The 19,755-nt window shown below is 37.4% G+C and carries 16 protein-coding genes and 1 other annotated feature; of the genes, 14 read left to right on the top strand and 2 right to left on the bottom strand.

Annotated elements, in window-relative coordinates; all coding sequences use genetic code 11:
• Positions 1 to 98: 98 nt before the first annotated feature.
• The 13 genes from lon to KD050_RS02865 all read left to right on the top strand — a co-directional run bounded on the left by lon (position 99) and on the right by KD050_RS02865 (position 16,585).
• Positions 99 to 2,417 carry an endopeptidase La gene (gene lon / locus KD050_RS02925; protein WP_211894776.1) on the top strand — a complete coding sequence of 773 codons (2,319 nt, stop codon included), beginning with the start codon at positions 99 to 101 and terminating at the stop codon, positions 2,415 to 2,417.
• A gap of 2 nt (positions 2,418 to 2,419) precedes the next feature.
• Complete coding sequence (gene yihA, locus KD050_RS02920; protein WP_211894775.1) at positions 2,420 to 3,001, top strand: ribosome biogenesis GTP-binding protein YihA/YsxC; 582 nt, start codon at positions 2,420 to 2,422, stop codon at positions 2,999 to 3,001.
• Between the two features lie 928 nt (positions 3,002 to 3,929).
• Positions 3,930 to 5,297 carry a glutamyl-tRNA reductase gene (gene hemA / locus KD050_RS02915; RefSeq protein ID WP_211894774.1) on the top strand — a complete coding sequence of 456 codons (1,368 nt, stop codon included), beginning with the start codon at positions 3,930 to 3,932 and terminating at the stop codon, positions 5,295 to 5,297.
• 79 nt (positions 5,298 to 5,376) lie between these two features.
• Positions 5,377 to 6,207 (top strand): cytochrome c biogenesis protein, encoded by an 831-nt coding sequence (locus KD050_RS02910; RefSeq protein WP_211894773.1) that lies wholly within the window; start codon positions 5,377 to 5,379, stop codon positions 6,205 to 6,207.
• A gap of 20 nt (positions 6,208 to 6,227) precedes the next feature.
• Positions 6,228 to 7,157 carry a hydroxymethylbilane synthase gene (gene hemC, locus KD050_RS02905; RefSeq protein WP_211894772.1) on the top strand — a complete coding sequence of 310 codons (930 nt, stop codon included), beginning with the start codon at positions 6,228 to 6,230 and terminating at the stop codon, positions 7,155 to 7,157.
• Positions 7,150 to 7,911, top strand: coding sequence for a uroporphyrinogen-III synthase (locus KD050_RS02900; protein WP_211894771.1), 762 nt, complete (start codon positions 7,150 to 7,152; stop codon positions 7,909 to 7,911). Before hemC ends, KD050_RS02900 begins: the two co-directional genes overlap by 8 nt.
• Positions 7,911 to 8,894, top strand: a complete 984-nt coding sequence (gene hemB / locus KD050_RS02895; protein WP_211894770.1) for a porphobilinogen synthase — start codon at positions 7,911 to 7,913, stop codon at positions 8,892 to 8,894. The genes KD050_RS02900 and hemB overlap by 1 nt, the downstream gene beginning before the upstream one ends.
• Positions 8,894 to 10,189 (top strand): glutamate-1-semialdehyde 2,1-aminomutase, encoded by a 1,296-nt coding sequence (hemL, locus tag KD050_RS02890; RefSeq protein ID WP_211894769.1) that lies wholly within the window; start codon positions 8,894 to 8,896, stop codon positions 10,187 to 10,189. Before hemB ends, hemL begins: the two co-directional genes overlap by 1 nt.
• Positions 10,190 to 10,340: 151 nt before the next feature.
• Entirely contained in the window at positions 10,341 to 11,099 is a 759-nt protein-coding gene (locus tag KD050_RS02885) for a GTP cyclohydrolase II (protein ID WP_211894768.1), read from the top strand.
• Positions 11,092 to 12,183 (top strand): bifunctional diaminohydroxyphosphoribosylaminopyrimidine deaminase/5-amino-6-(5-phosphoribosylamino)uracil reductase RibD, encoded by a 1,092-nt coding sequence (gene ribD / locus KD050_RS02880; protein ID WP_211894767.1) that lies wholly within the window; start codon positions 11,092 to 11,094, stop codon positions 12,181 to 12,183. Before KD050_RS02885 ends, ribD begins: the two co-directional genes overlap by 8 nt.
• Before the next feature lie 24 nt (positions 12,184 to 12,207).
• Positions 12,208 to 12,792, top strand: a complete 585-nt coding sequence (locus tag KD050_RS02875) for a 5' nucleotidase, NT5C type (RefSeq protein WP_211894766.1) — start codon at positions 12,208 to 12,210, stop codon at positions 12,790 to 12,792.
• Positions 12,793 to 12,855: 63 nt separating this feature from the next.
• Positions 12,856 to 13,446 (top strand): hypothetical protein, encoded by a 591-nt coding sequence (locus tag KD050_RS02870; protein WP_211894765.1) that lies wholly within the window; start codon positions 12,856 to 12,858, stop codon positions 13,444 to 13,446.
• A gap of 224 nt (positions 13,447 to 13,670) precedes the next feature.
• Positions 13,671 to 13,896, top strand: a binding site (T-box leader).
• A 46-nt stretch (positions 13,897 to 13,942) separates the two neighbouring features.
• Entirely contained in the window at positions 13,943 to 16,585 is a 2,643-nt protein-coding gene (locus tag KD050_RS02865) for a valine--tRNA ligase (protein ID WP_211894764.1), read from the top strand.
• Between the two features lie 164 nt (positions 16,586 to 16,749).
• On the opposite strand, the gene KD050_RS02860 is transcribed toward KD050_RS02865, so the two are convergent.
• Both KD050_RS02860 and KD050_RS02855 read right to left on the bottom strand, forming a co-directional pair.
• Positions 16,750 to 17,562, bottom strand: coding sequence for an ATP-grasp domain-containing protein (locus KD050_RS02860; RefSeq protein WP_211894763.1), 813 nt, complete (start codon positions 17,560 to 17,562; stop codon positions 16,750 to 16,752).
• Complete coding sequence (locus KD050_RS02855; protein ID WP_211894762.1) at positions 17,559 to 18,437, bottom strand: ATP-grasp domain-containing protein; 879 nt, start codon at positions 18,435 to 18,437, stop codon at positions 17,559 to 17,561. Before KD050_RS02855 ends, KD050_RS02860 begins: the two co-directional genes overlap by 4 nt.
• Positions 18,438 to 18,524: 87 nt before the next feature.
• Here KD050_RS02855 and KD050_RS02850 point away from each other — a divergent pair, with 87 nt between their 5' ends.
• Entirely contained in the window at positions 18,525 to 19,748 is a 1,224-nt protein-coding gene (locus KD050_RS02850; RefSeq protein WP_235753905.1) for a bifunctional folylpolyglutamate synthase/dihydrofolate synthase, read from the top strand.
• Positions 19,749 to 19,755: the final 7 nt, after the last annotated feature.

Genomic DNA, 19,755 nt, shown 5'->3' with positions numbered 1-19,755 from the left:
GCAAGGATGTCAGCTTTTTTAACTTAACAGGAACTTTTTTATATAGAGGCATTATTAATGAATTATTCGGACAGAATAAGCTGGAGGTGACTACCCAAATGGCTAATGAAAAAACAGTATTTTATCCAGTACTACCTCTGAGAGGTTTATTGGTTTATCCTACAATGATTTTACATGTAGATGTAGGGCGAGAACGTTCTATCGCTGCACTCAATGAGGCAATGATTCGGGAGGAAAAGTTATTTCTTTCTGTTCAAAAAGATATGACGTTGGAGAAACCCAATATGTCAGATCTTTATGATGTCGGCATAATTGCAAAAGTAAAACAAATGGTGAAGTTGCCAAATGGTACGATGAGGGTTTTAGTAGAAGGATTACAACGTGCAATTTGGGATGATTTTAAAAATCTTGATACATTTGACGAGGTTTCTGTAACTGCATTTATTGAACCAGAAAAAGTGGATCAAGAAGACGAGGCACTCATGCGTACGCTTGTACATAATTTTGGAAAGTATTCAAAATCATCTAAGAGTGTCTCCGAAGAAACGTACAATTCAGTTACTGATATTGAAGAACCTGGTCGTTTGGCAGATATGGTTGCTTCCCATTTACCTTTAAAAATTTCCGGTAAACAGGAAGTATTAGAAATTATGGATGTCAAAGAACGTTTAGAATGGTTAATCGCTCGTTTATACAATGAACAAGAAATATTTGACCTAGAAAAGAAAATAAATACAAGGGTCAAGAATGCGATGGAAAGAACACAAAAAGAGTTCTATCTTCGTGAGCAGATGAAAGCGATTCAAACAGAGCTTGGGGATAAAGAAGGTAAAACAGGAGAAGTAGCCGAATTAAAAAAACGAATTGAGGAAGCAGGCTTACCTGAAGAAACGAAAAAGAATGTGCTAAAGGAATTAGATCGCTATGAAAAACTTCCTACACAGGCTCCAGAAAGCGGCGTAATACGAAATTACATCGACTGGATCGTCTCTATCCCATGGACTAAAGCGACAGAAGACCAGCTAGATATAAAACGTTCCGAACGAATATTGGATAGAGATCATGAAGGATTAGAGTCTGTTAAAGAGCGTGTGTTAGAGTATTTGGCTGTAAGACAATTGACTAAATCCTTAAGAGGACCGATTCTTTGTTTAGCAGGCCCTCCTGGAGTTGGTAAAACCTCCTTAGCTAAATCGATTGCTGAGTCTTTAGGGCGTAATTTTGTTCGTATTTCCCTTGGAGGTGTCCGGGATGAATCTGAGATTCGAGGTCATCGAAGAACCTATGTAGGCTCAATGCCAGGTCGTATCATTCAAGGGATGAAAAAAGCTGGAACAGTTAACCCATTGTTTTTACTAGATGAGATCGATAAAATGTCGAATGACTTTAGAGGAGACCCCTCCGCTGCAATGCTAGAAGTTTTAGATCCTGAGCAAAATAATTCATTTAGTGATCATTATATCGAAGAGACATATGACCTATCCAATGTCCTTTTCATCGCTACTGCAAATGATTTAAGTACTATTCCTGGACCATTACGGGACCGTATGGAAATTATATCGATTGCTGGCTACACAGAGTTAGAAAAGCTCTCTATTGCCAAAAATCATTTATTACCAAAACAACTGAAAGAGCATGGACTAACGAAAAGTCAGCTACAGCTGAAAGACGATGCTTTACTGGATGTAATACGACATTATACTAGGGAAGCTGGAGTTCGTAGTTTGGAGCGGGTACTGGCAAATATTTGTCGTAAAGCTGCCCTACAAATTGTATCAGGTGATAAAAAACGAGTTTCAATCACAACAAAAAGTCTTGAAAATATTATTGGTAAACGAAAATTTAGGTACGGACAAGCTGAAACAGAAAATCAAATAGGAGTGGCTACTGGTCTTGCTTATACATCAGTAGGTGGAGATACGCTACAAATTGAAGTTTCGTTGTCTGCAGGAACCGGCAAGCTCCAATTGACTGGTAAGCTCGGTGATGTAATGAAGGAATCTGCACAAACGGCATTGTCGTATGTACGCTCAAAAGCAGAGGATTTTGGAATTGATTCGAAATTTTATGAAAACAAGGATATCCATATTCACGTTCCAGAGGGTGCTGTTCCGAAAGATGGTCCTTCTGCAGGGGTTACAATAGTTACTGCGCTAGTCTCTGCGCTGTCTAAGCGTCCTATAAAACGTGAAGTCGGTATGACAGGAGAAGTTACATTAAGAGGTCGAGTATTACCTATTGGCGGTTTAAAAGAAAAAACACTAAGTGCACATCGTGCAGGTTTGACGACAATTATTTGTCCGTCAGACAACGAGCGCGATATTGAAGATATACCAGAAAGTGTTCGCGAAGTATTAACATTCCATTTTGTTTCCGATGCTGAAGAGGTGCTTCAACTGGCTCTAGAGGAGGCATAATAATGAAAATCCATAATGTAGAATTACTAATCAGTGCCGTAAGACCAGCTCAATATCCAGAGGGTGATTTACCTGAAATAGCTTTAGCTGGACGTTCAAATGTAGGGAAATCATCCTTTATCAATAAAATGATTGGTCGTAAAAGCATGGCTAGGATTTCTTCTAAACCAGGTAAGACGCAAACGTTGAACTTTTATCAATTAGAGGAAGCTTTGATATTTGTTGATGTACCCGGTTACGGTTACGCAAAAGTATCTAAATCAGAACGTGCTGCATGGGGTAAAATGATTGAAACTTATTTTACCTCTCGCAACATTCTGAAAGCAGTTGTATTAATAGTGGATCTAAGACATCCACCAACAGGTGATGATTGCATGATGTATGATTTTTTAAAGCATTATAATATCCCATGTATTGTTATTGCAACAAAAGCAGACAAAATTCCTAAAGGGAAATGGGATAAGCATAAAAAGATAGTAAAGGAAGAACTTCAAATGGATAAAGAAGATCCATTAATCGTTTTTTCATCAGATACAGGTTTAGGCTTCGATGCAGCATGGGCTGAAATTGAAAGTAGAATTTAATTCTGCTTAGATTAGGGCTAATAGTTGGGAATCTCTAAATATATTTGAATTTCTACAGTTGATTAGTAGTGACTAATTGTATAAAGTATTTCCGAGCGAGTTCTTGAGCGATAAGTCGACCAAGAACTCGTTTTTTTTAAAGAAGAAGGTTCAAATTTTGTGCTTTGGTAATTCGAAGAATAAGGTCTATCTATTAATACTACTGATTTCCGTTTCAAGCGGACGCTTTCCGTTGGCGTTGCCACACGATTTGGGGCACTTAGCCTTCCAACCTTAAACGAGGGATCTTCACCTAACGCTTCCCCACTGGATTCACTGCCTTACACTTTAATCAAAAAATGTGTAGTATTAATAATATGATTTAGCATAGCTTATCGCTGTAATAATATGATTAGATAATTCCCAATTAGTTTGTGATATAAAAAATAGACTTACATTAATATTAATGGACAACAAAGAAATAGTAAGTATCTTCCTAATAAAGAGTATGGAGAGAGCGAAAGTGTATCTTCGATCGCGTCTCTAAAAAGTCAGTCGGTAATAATATAAAAACAAGTCTGTTGAAAGCTCTCCTAAAATAATTGAAACTGGATTCGATATTAATTGGCGCTTGCGCTTTTTTTATTGAACGATGTTAAAAGCATCCGCCAGAAACTGAAATCGACGGTATTTTTAATAAGAGCAGAGACTATAAGCTTAAAACTAATTAATTAGGGAATAATATCCTTAAATTCGACTTTATTTTTTGAATTGTTCTACTTTTATCAATTGGATCAGAATGATTGAATTGGGTAGCATTGTTTGTTATTATTAATTTATAATAATTCTAAATAAGATTTCATATGTTGTTCACAAATATGCGGGGAACTAACGCAAAGCTATGATATAATTGGACTTATGAAATGAACGTGAAGGGGAGACATATTCCATGCATACAATCGTGGTTGGTGTCAATTACCGTACTGCACCTGTCGAAATTCGTGAAAAGCTGTCGTTTGTTGAAGCAGAGCTTCCGAATGCGATGCAAGCATTACAAGACCAAAAAAGTATATTAGAAAATGTCATCGTATCTACATGTAATCGTACGGAGATTTATGCTACTGTAGACCAACTACATACAGGTAAATACTATGTGAAGCAATTTTTAGCAAATTGGTTTGATATTCCATTAGAAAATTTATCTACCTATTTATTTGTTCACGAGGATGACCAAGCTAATAATCATTTGTTCCGTGTTACAGCGGGCATCGATTCGATGGTACTTGGCGAAACACAAATATTAGGGCAAGTGAAGAAAAGTTTTCTAAATGGACAAGAAAACGGTACAACGGGTACTGTATTCAATCAATTATTCAAACAGGCAGTAACATTTGCAAAACGAGCGCATGCAGAGACTGCAATTGGAGAGAATGCTGTGTCCGTTTCTTATGCAGCAGTGGAACTAGGGAAAAAAATATTTGGCTCATTAAAGCATAAGCATGTGGTTATTTTAGGTGCTGGTAAAATGGGTGAACTTGCTATTCAGAACCTATATGGCAGTGGAGCTGAAAAGGTTACGGTGATTAACCGTACTTTTGAAAAAGCGAAAGAGCTTGCTTCTAAATTCGACGGCGATGCTAAACCTATGGACGAGCTTCAATGTGCATTATTGGAGGCAGATATTCTCATTAGTTCAACAGGTTCAACTGAATTTGTGATAGATTATGAACTAATGCAGTTTGTAGAGCGTCTTCGTAAGGGGAACCCATTATTTATGGTAGATATAGCTGTACCGCGTGATTTAGATCCGCGTATTGGTGATCTTCCGAATATGTTCTTATACGATATTGATGATTTACAAGGAATAGTGGAAGCAAACTTAGCTGAAAGAGAACGTGCAGCTCAGCAAATCAATCAGATGATCAAAATAGAAATTGATCAATTTAATGATTGGGTAACGACGCTTGGTGTTGTACCAATTATTTCAGCACTTCGTCAAAAAGCAAATACGATTCAAGCAGAAACGATGGCATCTATTGAAAACAAAATGCCAAATTTAACGGATCGTGAACGAAAAATTTTAAGCAAGCATACAAAATCGATTGTCAATAAGCTTTTAAAAGAACCAATTTTACAAGTAAAAGAATTATCGGCAGCAAAAGATCCTGCAGCTCAGTTACAACTATTCCAGCAAATCTTCGGTATAGAAGAAGATGTTCAAAAGGAAATAGCAGTGCAAGCAGAAAAAGCTAAAATTAACTTAAAACAAACATTAATCGAATCACAGAATTTAAAAGAAAATTTGTTATATAACTAAGTAAAGGAGGCGTTTTTATATCTGTATGGAGACAAATAGATATAATAAACGCCTTTTTACTATGTAAAAGGGGAATATTATGACTGATCTGACGATGACAAGGCTTCATGAGATTATGGTCATTCTTCAAGCTATAAGCCTTGTTTTTTATTTTATTGATTACTTACATAAAGATCGACGTGCACATCAACTAGCGGTGTGGTTACTTTTTGTCGTTGGTACTTTACAAACAATCTTTTTAATCATGTATATGATGGAACTGAAGCGTTTTCCAATACTTTCGTTGTTTGAGGGTATTTATTTTTATGCGTGGTTGATCATTATGCTATCCCTTGTTTTACAATTGGTATTTAGATTGGACCTTCCAGCTTTCTTTTTGAATTTGATTGGATTTATTTTTATGACAATTCATACGTTTGCACCAGATCCAATGGCGCAGTCACTGGTAGGGGATAACCTTAAATCTGAGCTGTTATTCATACATATTATGTTTGCGTTATTAGCTTATACTGCTTTTGCTTTAGCATTTGTTTTTTCGACATTATATTTAATCTTATATAAAGTATTAAAGAAGAAAAAATGGACGAAACAGTTTACTCGATTACCTTCTCTGAAACAAGCTGAGAACGGGATGAGCTTGTCAATTTTAACGGGAATCCCATTATTGTTTGTAAGTTTAGTTCTTGGGTTAGAATGGGCATATATATCTTTAGATGCGTTCCCACTCTATGATATAAAAATAGTTAATTCTTTTATCGTATTAGTAATTTATACTCTTGTTTTATTGATAAGAAAATCGGCAAAGATTAAAGGGACAAATTATGCGTGGATACACATTTATGCGTTTCTATTTGTTTTGATAAATTTCTTATTAGGTAGTCAATTATCTCAATTCCACATTTGGTATTAAAGAAAGGACTTGGACATTTTATGCGTAAAATTATTGTAGGATCTAGACGAAGTAAGTTAGCTTTAACTCAAACAAATTGGTTTATTCAACAGATGAAAGATATGGGAGCACCTTTTGAGTTTGAAGTTAAAGAGATTGTGACAAAGGGTGACCAGATTTTAGATGTTACACTTTCAAAAGTTGGCGGGAAGGGACTTTTTGTTAAAGAAATAGAACAGGCTCTTTACGACAAAGAAATCGACTTTGCTGTGCACAGTATGAAGGATATGCCATCTGTACTTCCAGAAGGTTTAGTTATGGGATGTACCCCAAAACGTGTGGATGAACGTGATGCTTTTATATCAACAGGACATGTGAAATTTGCAGACCTTCCAAAAGGAGCAATTGTAGGAACAAGTAGCTTAAGAAGAAGTGCCCAGCTATTATTATTACGTCCAGATATTGAGATTAAATGGATTCGTGGTAATGTAGATACTCGCTTGCAAAAATTACAAGATGGCGAGTATGATGCGATTATTTTAGCAGCAGCAGGTTTAAAACGCTTGGGCTGGAGCGATGAGGTTGTGACAGAATATTTATCCCCAGAGGATTGTTTACCAGCAGTTGGACAGGGGGCTCTAGCTATTGAGTGCCGTGCGGATGATAAAGAGTTAATTGATGAGCTTTCAAAGCTTTCTGATCGTGATACATGGGTTGCAGTAGAAGCAGAGCGCTCATTTTTAGCGGCAATGGACGGTGGTTGTCAGGTGCCGATTGCTGGACATGCAACGATTAGTGGCGATAAAATTACAATGACTGGACTAGTTGCAGCACCGGATGCTTCTATCGTATATAAAGAAATATTAACTGGTACGAATGCGGATGCACTTGGGAAAGAATTAGCACGAATTGTGACGGAACAAGGGGCATACGATTTAATCCAACAAGTGAAGGCAGATTTGAATGTTTAATAATGCTCCTTTGTTAGGAGAGAATGTCATTTTTACGGGCATTCTAAGGTCTTCGGAAGCATCAGATCTTGTTAAAAGACTTGGTGGAAATGCAGTAATCGCTCCGATGATTGCTACAAAGGAGATAGTTAGTCCTCAAGATTTAGATCAATTAGAGAACTGTAACTTATATGACTGGCTTATTTTTACTAGTCAAAGTAGTGTGAAGGCATTTCAATCGAAGATGGTAAAGTATCGGCTGGATGCAAGTTTTTTTACAGCTAAGATAGCAGTGGTCGGGATAAAAACAGCAAACGCCATTGAAAACGTGGGATTAACTGTCGATTTTACCCCTACTATATTTAGTGCGGATATATTTGTTCAGGAATTTCCTAAGGTAGCATCATTTAAGGACCGGTGTTTATTTGTTAAAGGTAATCTTGCAAAAGATACAATAACAGCCGGACTGAACAATGAAGTAGATGAATGGACAATATATGAAACAGTGGAGCTTGAGGAAAACAAGGAATATGTGAAAAAGCTATTAATGGGCGAGGAAAAGTGTTCTATTATCTTCACAAGTCCATCGACAGCCGAGGTTTTTCATCGAAGTATTGGGGTTACCTTTGGATATGAACATGTCACAGTTTGTGCAATCGGACATATTACAAAGAATTTTTTGGAATCTATGAAGGTTTCTGTGCAGGTTATGCCAGATACGTATACTTTAAGAGATGTAATCGTTAAATTAGCGGAATGGAAAGGAAGAGTGTAATGACTGAATTATTTTTTCAACGTCATCGTCGTTTAAGACAATCAGTTGGAATTCGAGCAATGGTAAAGGAAACTTATTTACATAAGGAAGATTTAATCTATCCTATATTCGTGATGGAAGGCGAGAACATTAAAAACGAAGTATCATCAATGCCTGGCGTTTTCCAATTCTCTCTTGACCGTTTAGCAGAGGAAGTAGACGAAGTAGTGAATTTGGGAATTCCTTCCGTTATATTATTCGGACTTCCTGCCGAAAAAGATGCAGTTGGTTCTGGGGCATATCATGATCATGGAATTGTTCAAAAAGCGATTCGCTTCATCAAAGAGCGTCATCCACATTTAATCGTGATTGCGGATACTTGCCTATGCGAATTTACAGACCACGGGCATTGTGGGGTAGTGGATGAAAATGAACGTATCTTAAATGATCCTTCACTTGATTTGTTGGCGAAAACAGCAATTAGCCAAGCGGAAGCTGGCGCTGATATTATTGCTCCTTCAAATATGATGGACGGTTTTGTAGCTGCAATTCGACTTGGATTAGATGAAGCAGGGTTTAAAGACGTACCAATCATGTCTTATGCAGTAAAATATGCATCCGCATATTACGGCCCTTTCCGTGAAGCAGCGGACGGCGCACCAAAATTTGGTGACCGCAAAACATACCAAATGGATTATTCGAATCGTATGGAAGCAATCCGAGAAGCTTCTTCAGATGTACAAGAGGGAGCAGACTTTTTAATCGTAAAACCAGCATTAGCTTACTTAGATATTATTCGTGACGTAAAAAATACTTTTGCTACTCCCATTGTTGCATACAACGTAAGTGGAGAATATGCAATGGTAAAAGCTGCAGCGATTAATGGCTGGATCAACGAAAAAGAAACAGTGCTTGAAACACTAACAGGAATGAAACGTGCAGGAGCAGATATGATCTTAACATATCATGCAAAAGATGTTGCCCGTTGGTTGGAGGGAAAATAATGACGAAATCATATGAGCAATCCAAACAAGCATTTACAGAAGCGAAAGAGTTAATGCCAGGTGGCGTAAATAGTCCTGTACGTGCATTTAAATCAGTAGATATGGATCCTATTTTCATGGAAAGTGGAAAAGGCGCTATATTAACAGACATCGATGGGAACGAATATATTGATTACGTTCTATCATGGGGTCCGCTTATTTTAGGGCATACGGAACCAAACGTTGTGAAAGCAATCCAACAGGTAGCTGAAACAGGTACAAGCTTCGGTGCTTCCACGTTGATCGAAACTAAATTAGCTAAACTAGTAATGGAGCGTGTTCCATCTATCGAGATGGTTCGTATGGTTTCTTCTGGTACAGAAGCAACAATGAGTGCACTTCGTTTAGCTCGTGGTTATACAGGGCGCAACAAAATTTTGAAATTTGAAGGTAGCTATCACGGACACGGGGACAGCTTATTGATAAAAGCTGGATCTGGTGTTGCTACACTTGGATTACCAGATAGCCCAGGTGTACCTGAGTCTATTGCAAAAAACACAATAGCAGTACCGTATAATGATATAGAAAGCGTACGCCACGTATTTGAAAACTTTGGAGACGACTTAGCAGCGGTAATCGTTGAGCCTGTAGCGGGTAATATGGGTGTTGTTCCTCCAGCTGAAGGATTCTTAGAAGGATTACGCGAATTAACAGAGAAAAACGGAACAGTGTTAATCTTTGATGAGGTTATGACGGGCTTCAGAGTAGGCTACAATTGTGCTCAAGGATATTTTGGTATTACACCGGATTTAACTTGTTTAGGCAAGGTAATTGGCGGAGGGCTTCCTGTAGGGGCATTTGGTGGTAAGCGTGAAATTATGGAAATGATTGCACCTGCTGGACCTGTATATCAAGCTGGTACTCTTTCAGGTAATCCTTTAGCAATGACAGCAGGATATGAAACATTAACTCGATTAAATGAAAAATCATATGATTATTTTATCGAGCTAGGGGATATACTTGAAAAAGGTTTCCGAGAAGCAGCGACAAAATATAATATTCCGCATACAGTGAATCGTGCTGGTTCTATGATCGGTTTCTTCTTAACCAATGAAGATGTAATTAATTTTGATACAGCGAAAACATCTGATTTAGAATTATTCGCTAAGTATTTCCGTCTCATGGCAGAGGAAGGAATTTATCTGCCACCTTCGCAGTTTGAAGGATTATTCTTATCAAGTGCACATACTGTAGAGCATATAGAGAAAACTATTCAAGCGTTCCATACAGTTTTCGAAAAATTATCAAACAACTAAATAGCAATTGGAGCCTTGCAACTGTTGCAGGGCTCTTTTAGTCTAAGTTAATTGACATAAAATGATTACTAAAATATAATTACTTACGAAAAGTAATCTAGATAGAATAATATAGAGATACTATTATGTTTTAAAGAAATGAGGATTTGGAATGACAAATGTTAAGGAAATATCAAATGATGTAGTAAATGTATTAAAAGATAAAATTCAAGTAATTAAAACCGGAGAAAGTTCAATTTATCTAGTTGGACCAATTCGCCTGCCAGTAAATTTAAATGGGAATACAGTTATATTCCAATGGTATAGCTGGTTAAATAGCAGTGAATACACAGAGGACATCCAACAAATCATCAATAATTTATCTTCCTCTAACTTAGCGGAATACCAACAGTCCAGTGTGTTAGTTTACGGAGATTTTAAAGAGACAGAGGAGTCACTAATCCGCATGCACTCCATTTGCCATACAGGTGATATTTTTGGCAGTAAGCGTTGTGATTGTGGTTTCCAACTAAAACAGTCGATGCAAATGATTGTTAATAACGGAGCAGGCGCATTATTCTATTTAGCAAACCATGAAGGTAGAGGGATTGGCCTATTTAGTAAAGCAATGGCCTATATTCTACAAGAAAATGGTTCAGATACTGTTGAGGCAAATGAAAAACTTGGTTTTGTTGATGATTCTAGAAATTACAGTGATGCAATCGAAGTGTTAAAAGTATTACGCACGAAACCAGTAACATTAATAACGAATAATCCAAAGAAAGTAAGAGCATTAAAGGACGCAGGCTTATCTGTAGCGGGACGTACACCATTATGGGGGGACGTTTCGGAATTCAATGAGAAGTACTTACACACGAAGATAAATCGTTCAGGTCATATGGAGGAAGAAGGTACTTTTCAAAATGACTAGTCATGCATTTTACATGGACCTTGCTCTGCAAAATGCTCGTGCTATGAAAGGGCAAACAGATCCGAATCCATTAGTAGGAGCGGTTATCGTAAATGATAATCGTATTGTTGGTATAGGTGCGCATATGAAACCTGGCGAGCCTCATGCGGAAATTCACGCAATCAGGATGGCAGGGGAGCATGCGAAGGGTGCTACTATTTATGTAACACTTGAACCATGTTCGCATCACGGTAGAACAGGTCCCTGTGCAGAAGCAATTGTAGAAGCCGGTATTGAAAAGGTTGTCATTGCAACGCTCGATCCGAATCCGCTCGTTTCAGGTCGGGGAGTGAAAATTTTAGAAGATGCTGGGATAAATGTTATCTCAGGTATTCAAGAGGAAGCTTCTAAAAAAATGAATGAGGTATTCAATAAATTTATCGTAACGGAAAAGCCTTTTGTCACATTAAAATCTGGGATAACGTTAGATGGTAAAATTGCAACGCACACTGCTCATAGCAAGTGGATTACCTCTTCAGATGCACGAGAGGATGTTCATCATCTTAGAAACGAGCATTTGGCAATTTTAGTTGGTGTGAATACTGTTATAGAGGATAATCCCGAACTGACCACTCGTATTGAAAATGGACGTAATCCGATTCGCATAGTTCTTGACTCTACTTTAAAAATCCCATTAGATGCAAAGCTAGTTACGGATCAGCTAGCGGAGACATGGATTTTTACAGGAGCGAATTATGATAATGATAAAAAAGAGAAGCTTGTAAATGAAGGAGTTCGTATTTTCCATACAACAGGTTCTAAACATGTGAATGTACATGAAGTCGTTCAACGTTTAGGTGAAAACTCTATCTCATCATTATTGATTGAAGGTGGAGGCACGATTAATGCGGCGTTTTTAGAAAATAAATTAATCGATAAAGCAGTTATTTATATTGCTCCCAAGCTAATAGGTGGTAAAAATGCTCCGACATTTATGGAAGGTAGCGGTATTGACCTAATGAGTGATGCGGTTGAGCTGGTCGATACGGATGTCCAAAAAATAGGGAAAGACTTTAAGTTTGTTGGTTATCCAACATACAAATAAGATGTAGTTGGTGAGGGATAGAAGATGAAATTTGGATTTGATATTGATGATACATTGATCAATTTAAGAGAACATGCTTTTCATATTTATAATGAAAAATTAGGACAACAAGTGGCATTAGATAAGTTTCATGAGTTAGATAAAGTAGAGATTCATGAGTTATTCGGGATGTCGGATGAAGCAGGTTCAAAAATGTGGAATGAAACATTGGAACAAATATACTACACGAATTGTCCAACTTATCCAGATGCAGTAGAAACGTTAGTTAACCTACATGAACAAGGACATGAGGTTTACTATATTACGGCTAGACCTGCAGAGCATCGAGAAAGAACGATGGAATGGTTAGTTGAACAGGGTTTTCCAGTCGATGTAGAACGGTTTTATTGTGGTATGAAGGATCAAGCTAAAGTGAATATTATTCGAGACTTACAGTTGGATTATTATTTCGATGACAAGCCAGATGTATTAAATACATTGACGGAGGATACATTACAAGTATTTGTAAAAACGCAATCATATAACCGACATCTAACTATTCCAAGGCTAACGAATTGGTTGGAACTAAAGCAGATTGTTGAAGAAAACAACCACAAAAAGCAATTCTAAAGTGAAATATGTTCTATCCCTTTTGTTCCATTCATAAGTTGTCCTATAGAAGGAGGATGACTTATGGCAACAAGAACATGGGATGTAAAAGAACAATTTCGATTTCCGCAAAGCTTCGGGGTTCCTATGGAGATTAAAAATGTAGCAGTAACTCCTCAATGCGAAGTCGCTGAGAAGGAAGATTTTATCCAAGTGGTTGGTATATACCACATCACCTGCCACGTTAAGTTTGAGGAAGGTGAACAGGAACATCATGCTACTAGTGAATTCACGGAAATTGAGGATTTAGATGTGCAAGGTGAGGTCGGTTATTTCGAGTACGCTGTACCAATGAGTATTGAGATTGGGAAAGACAAATTAAAAGAAGGTTCCAAGCCTACAGTTCATGTGAACCATATTAACTCGAAACCAACACAGCAAATGGCTATTGAAATTGGGTGGACAGTACACTGTGATTACGAAGAAGCTCCAGTACCTAAACCAGTTGAACCTCTTGTAGAATTAGAAAGTCCAAATCCTGCCGAGCCAATGGAAGTAAAAAATCCTAAAGGTGAGGAATTTGAACTTCAATTTATTTTGGATTTAGATGATGGATACTCGAAGCTTTCATTTCCATCAAATAATGTTTTTGTAAAACAAAAAGCAGATGAATAGTAATAGTACCAATAAGATGAAATCCCATGTGGTAGGCACAATTAATACTCGTATTAATTGAAAACCACAAATAGGAATACTTACATGCTTACAATAGAAACGTGTTTTACGTAACCAATCAGGCAATAAATATGGATTATATCCTTTTCTCAATGTATTTCTCCTTTCACCATGCTAGACTTGACGACATATAATAATATCCTTTACAATAGGAACAACTGAATAGAGATGCAATGAATGGGAAGAGTAAAATGATATGGTTTTCAAAAGAAAGGAAACAATTTGCTGAAATGTTTCTGTCAACCACCATTTGAAGGTAGCCCACGAGCAGTATTTGTGAAAGTAGAGTAGCAAATGCCGGTTTGAAGCCGTTATCTAATTGAGAGCGTGATGTGCATTTTGCATCTGCGAATAAAGGTGGTACCGCGAACAAACTCCTTCGTCCTTTAATGACGATAGGAGTTTTTTTATATTCTTTTTTTAGGAGGAACAGACAATGACAAACGAAACAACGATGTCCACAAAGTATGATCCGCAGTCGATTGAAAAAGGTCGGTATGAATGGTGGCTAGAAGGAAAATACTTCGAAGCTCATCCAGAAAGCGATAAGGAACCTTACACAATCGTAATTCCACCGCCAAATGTAACGGGTAAACTACATTTAGGTCATGCGTGGGATACTACATTACAAGATATTATTATCCGCATGAAACGTATGCAAGGATACGATGCATTATGGCTTCCAGGTATGGACCATGCTGGTATCGCAACACAAACGAAAGTAGAGGAAAAGCTGCGTTCTGAAAACATTACAAGATATGATTTAGGCCGCGAAAAATTTGTAGAAGAAACATGGAAGTGGAAAGAAGAATATGCTGGTCATATCCGTTCACAATGGGCAAAACTTGGACTTGGCTTAGATTACTCACGCGAGCGTTTCACTTTAGATGAAGGATTATCAAATGCAGTTAAAGAAGTATTCGTAAAGCTATATAACAAAGGATTGATCTACCGTGGCGAATACATTATCAACTGGGATCCAGCAACTAAAACAGCTCTTTCAGATATTGAAGTAATCCACAAAGATGTACAGGGTGCATTCTATCATATGCATTACCCACTTACAGATGGTACTGGATCTATCGATGTTGCGACAACGAGACCGGAAACAATGCTAGGTGATACTGCAGTTGCAGTACATCCAGAGGACGATCGTTACAAGCATTTAATTGGAAAAACAGTAAAACTTCCGATTATTGGTCGCGAAATTCCGATTGTTGGAGATGATTACGTTGATATGGAATTTGGAAGTGGAGCAGTTAAAATTACACCTGCACATGACCCAAACGACTTTGAAATTGGAAATCGTCATAATCTACAACGTATTTTAGTAATGAATGAAGACGGAACGATGAATAAAAATGCTGCTTCCTATGATGGAATGGACCGTTTTGAATGTCGTAAACAAATCGTAAAAGATTTACAAGATGCAGGTGTTCTGTTTAAAATCGAAGAACATATGCATTCTGTTGGTCATTCTGAACGTAGCGGTGCAGTTGTAGAGCCATATTTGTCTTTACAATGGTTCGTAAAAATGCAGCCACTTGCAGAAGAGGCAGTTAAGTTACAACAAGCTGAAGAAAAAGTTAATTTCGTACCTGATCGCTTTGAAAAAACATATCTAAATTGGATGGAAAATCTTCATGACTGGTGTATTTCGCGTCAATTATGGTGGGGACATCGGATACCGGCTTGGTATCATAAAGAAACTGGTGAAGTATATGTTGGTCATGAAGCTCCAGCAGATGCGGAAAACTGGAATCAGGATAACGATGTATTAGATACTTGGTTCTCCTCTGCACTATGGCCATTCTCCACATTAGGCTGGCCAGATACCGACAACGAAGAGTTTAAAAAGTATTATCCAACGAATGCGCTTGTAACTGGTTATGATATTATATTCTTCTGGGTTTCTCGTATGATTTTCCAAGGAATAGAATTTACTGGTACTCGTCCATTCGATGATGTATTAATTCATGGTCTTGTTCGTGCAGAAGATGGTCGTAAAATGTCGAAATCTCTAGGAAACGGTATCGATCCAATGGACGCTATAGACCAATACGGTGCAGATTCACTTCGTTACTTCTTAAGTACTGGATCATCTCCTGGTCAGGATTTACGTTATTCTACAGAAAAAGTAGAAGCTGTATGGAACTTTGCCAATAAAATTTGGAATGCATCTCGTTTTGCATTAATGAATATGGATGGCTTGAAATTCGAAGAGATCAATTTAGACGGAAAAAAATCAGTTGCAGATGCATGGATTCTAACTCGTTTAAATGAAACGATCGAGCAAGTAACAAGACTTTCTGAACGATATGAATTCGGTGAAGTTGGTCGTGCACTTTATAACTTCATCTGGGATGATTTCTGTGACTGGTATATTGAAATGGCGAAACTTCCGCTTAACGGGGAAGATGAAGAAGCGAAAAATATGACACGTTCTGTGCTAGCTTATGTTTTAGACAATACTATGCGTCTATTGCATCCATTTATGCCATTCATAACAGAAGAAATTTGGCAAAACCTTCCTCATGAAGGGGAATCGATTACAGTTGCTGCTTGGCCGACTGTAAACGAAGCGCTTTCTAATAAAGAAGAAGCGGACAATATGAAATTACTTTCTGAAATTATCCGTTCTGTACGTAATATCCGTTCGGAAGTACAGACACCAATGAGTAAAAAGGTTCCATTATACCTTTCGGCGAAGGATGCGAATACATTAGCAGTATTAGAAGCAAATGCTAAGTATTTAGAGCGTTTTTGTAATCCAGAACCACTTGTAATTGGTTTAGATCTAGAAGCTCCAAATCAATCTATGTCGGCAGTAGTTACGGGAGCAGTTTTATATCTACCACTACAAGGGTTAATCGATATAGATGCTGAGAAAGCTCGTTTAACGAAAGAGTTAGAAAAGTGGGCAAAAGAAGTGAAACTCGTTCAAGGAAAACTTTCCAATGAGCGCTTCGTTTCAAAAGCACCAGACGCAGTAGTTGCAGAGGAACGTGCAAAAGAAGCTGACTATCTAGAAAAACACGCATCTGTATTAAAGCGTATGGAAGAATTGAATAATCTATAAAATAGAGCGTGCACCCGTTTATATGGGTGCTCACTTTTTTTAAAGGAGAAAAGGTTCTCCGGATTCCGGTGATTTTTCACTACTTTCAGGTGATGTTTCTATTATTCAGGTGATTCTCGGAAACATTCCTGTGTTTCCATTCAAATGCAAAAAAGAGAGGACGATTAAATCTCGTCGCTCTCTTTTTTTATGAGTTTTCTATTAATATATTCCATAATAGGTTCTGCGATATCTTTCTTGGTAGTTTCAAAATAAGATCTAGCACCAACGGGATCTTCTATTTCATTGAACAGCCAGGATTCGTCAGGTAATAGAAGAAAATCGATGCCAATATAATCACTTTTTAAAGCTTTAGCTATTTTCTTTACGGCTGCGACTTGCTGGGTGTCTAGTGTGTATTTTTCAACTGTTCCACCTAGTGTGAAATTGGATTTGAAGCTATCCTTTGGTCCAGTTCTTTTTACGGCACCCAATACATCCTCGCCTAGCATGAATACACGAACATCAGTAGCATTTGTTTCGATATATTGTTGGGCGATAATCGCATTCTCAGAAAATGTATTCAGAAATGAAGTTGCTTCTTTTCCCGTGTGAACTAATTCTACTTGTTTTCCACCATGACCGTCGATCGTTTTTAATACGACAGGATATTCGTTAATTTCAGAAACTGATGCAATTTTTTTAGTTGGAACAGTTGCAATCCCGAGAAGCTGTACAAGCTGTATTGCCTTTAATTTGTCATTAGCAACAACATTCACTTCTGCACGGTTGAACATTGGTATATTTCTTTGTTCTAATTCCTTTGATAATTGTGGATTTCTTGCTCGGAAGAATATAAAATCTGCTACTGGAATAGTGCCTTGATCATCGACTACAGTTAAAGTATGTTCATGAGTACTAGCAGCATTTACTAATCGTTCAATAAAGTTTTGATTGCGTTCTATTTCCGCTTTTTCGTATATGAGTAACCCCTTCATACAACAGCCGCTCCAACTTTTGAAAGAATATATTCTATCATTGCATCCCCAACATTAATCCCGGTTACATTATAAATGTTACGGATATGGGCTACTCCATTTACTTCACAAACAAGTGGCTCTTCATCGTCCCCAAACAATAAGTCCACTCCTGCAAATTCCGCTTGTAAAGCTTCAGCTGCTTGAATTGCTACATCTTTTTGTCTCTGTGTGAGAATAATAGGAGAAGCAGTGCCCCCATTTGTAATATTGGCGCGGAAATCCGTTTGTGATTCACGAAGCATACAAGCAACTACTTTCCCGCCAACTACATTTACGCGGATATCTCTACCTCGACTATTCTCGATAAATTGTTGGAAGACATACTCGATACCTGCGAGTTCCTCTACTTTCGCAAAGAACTGCTCCCTTGTTTCTATTAAATACACCTTCATACCAAATGAGCCATGTGCTTCTTTAATAATCATAGGTAATGGAATCGTTTGGAGCACCTGCTCGAAATAACCTGACTCTTCGATAGAAAAACCAGGATATACTTTTGGTGCGATAATTGTTAAAGGCATAGGCACTCCAGCATTTGCTAACTTCAAATACTGCCTTGCTTTGTTATCGCAAATTTCAATAACACTTGGATCATTAAATACTTGTATACCTTCATTTTTCAAATACTGTGCAAGCAAAATATCTTTATCAAGAAACACGACAAAATCTGGTTTGGCGTGTAACTTTTGCTGGACATTCATCAGCACCTCATAATTTTTCACTAGAATGGCATGAATATCATGTCGGTCCGCAGCTTCCTTCACTAGGAGTGCTTGATCGATAAATTTATCATGTGTAAGACTACCGTTGTAAACGATCCAACATGTTTGCATAATGAATGACCTCCACTAGTACGTGTTATAATGTGTTCACAAGAAGTTTAGCACGAAATTTAATCAGACGGAATAGGGTGAACATGAGTGGAAATAAAAAATTTTAATAAATACAAAAAAAAGTGGAATATAGAAAGTGAAACGGTTATAAAACCAGGCCTTGAAACGATTCAAGCTGCTCTAAAAAAACTAGGCAATCCCCAGGACAAGCACAAAATAATCCATGTAGCTGGAACAAATGGTAAAGGATCTACGATTGCTTTTTTAACAGCACTAGCAAAAGATCCTGGCTTGTCTTACGCTTCGTTTACTAGCCCAAGTATCGTCGATGTACATGACCAAATTCAGATAAATAGTATGCCCGTTACAGAAAAACAAATGGACGAAGCATTTTCGTATATGCAACGCAAAGGTATTAGCGGCATGTTAACTGATTTTGAATTATTAACTGTTACGGCCTTTGTTGTCTTTGAAACGATGGAATTAGATATTATTTTCATTGAGGCAGGTATGGGGGGGCGACTAGATAGCACAAACGTCATGAAAAACTCCGTATCCATTATACCTAGCATATCTATAGATCACACAAAATTCTTAGGAGATACAATCGAAAAAATTAGTTGGCATAAAGCAGGAATTTTAAAACATAATAGCCAATTAGTTATAGGGCCATTAGTGGAACCAGCAAGAACAGTTGTGTATAAAGAAGCAGAAGATAAAGAAGCTAATGTCTTAGAATACAATAAAAATTTTAGTATAAAGAATCATAAATACAGATTTAAAGAGTATTCTTTTTCTGATTTACATCCCCAAATGATAGGGAGACATCAACAATCTAACATGGCTTTGGCTATAACAGCAATGCTAATAAGTGGTTTTAAGCTAGTTGAAACAAATGTGCAGACGGCTGTGAATAGTGCGAAGTTGCCCGGCAGAATGGAAAAAATACGAGATAACCTTTATATGGATGGAGCTCACAATCAAGAAAGTGTCGATGCATTAGTAGAAACCATTCAAGAAATGTTTCCTAACAAAAATATACATCTAATAGTAGGTATACTAAGAGATAAGGATTATGTCTATATGTTAAGGAAGTTAGAGGGAATTGCTAGTACTTTTGAATTTGTTAATTTCCAACATGAAAGAGCGTTAGATGCAACTATTTTGTATAATCACTGTTCTCACAGTGTAAAGAGTATTACTTTAGATGCAACCAACATCGATTTAAATAAGAATTCTGATAATGGTGTTACAATAGTCACTGGATCATTTTATTTCATTGCTGAGTTGAAGGAAAAAACAGGAATTTAGTAATTTA

Origin of the sequence: Psychrobacillus sp. INOP01, assembly GCF_018140925.1 — a bacterium.
In the GTDB taxonomy this organism is placed as follows: Bacteria; Bacillota; Bacilli; order Bacillales_A; family Planococcaceae; genus Psychrobacillus.
Note: the sequence above shows the minus strand (reverse complement) of the source record. Positions and strands in the feature narration are given on the sequence as shown.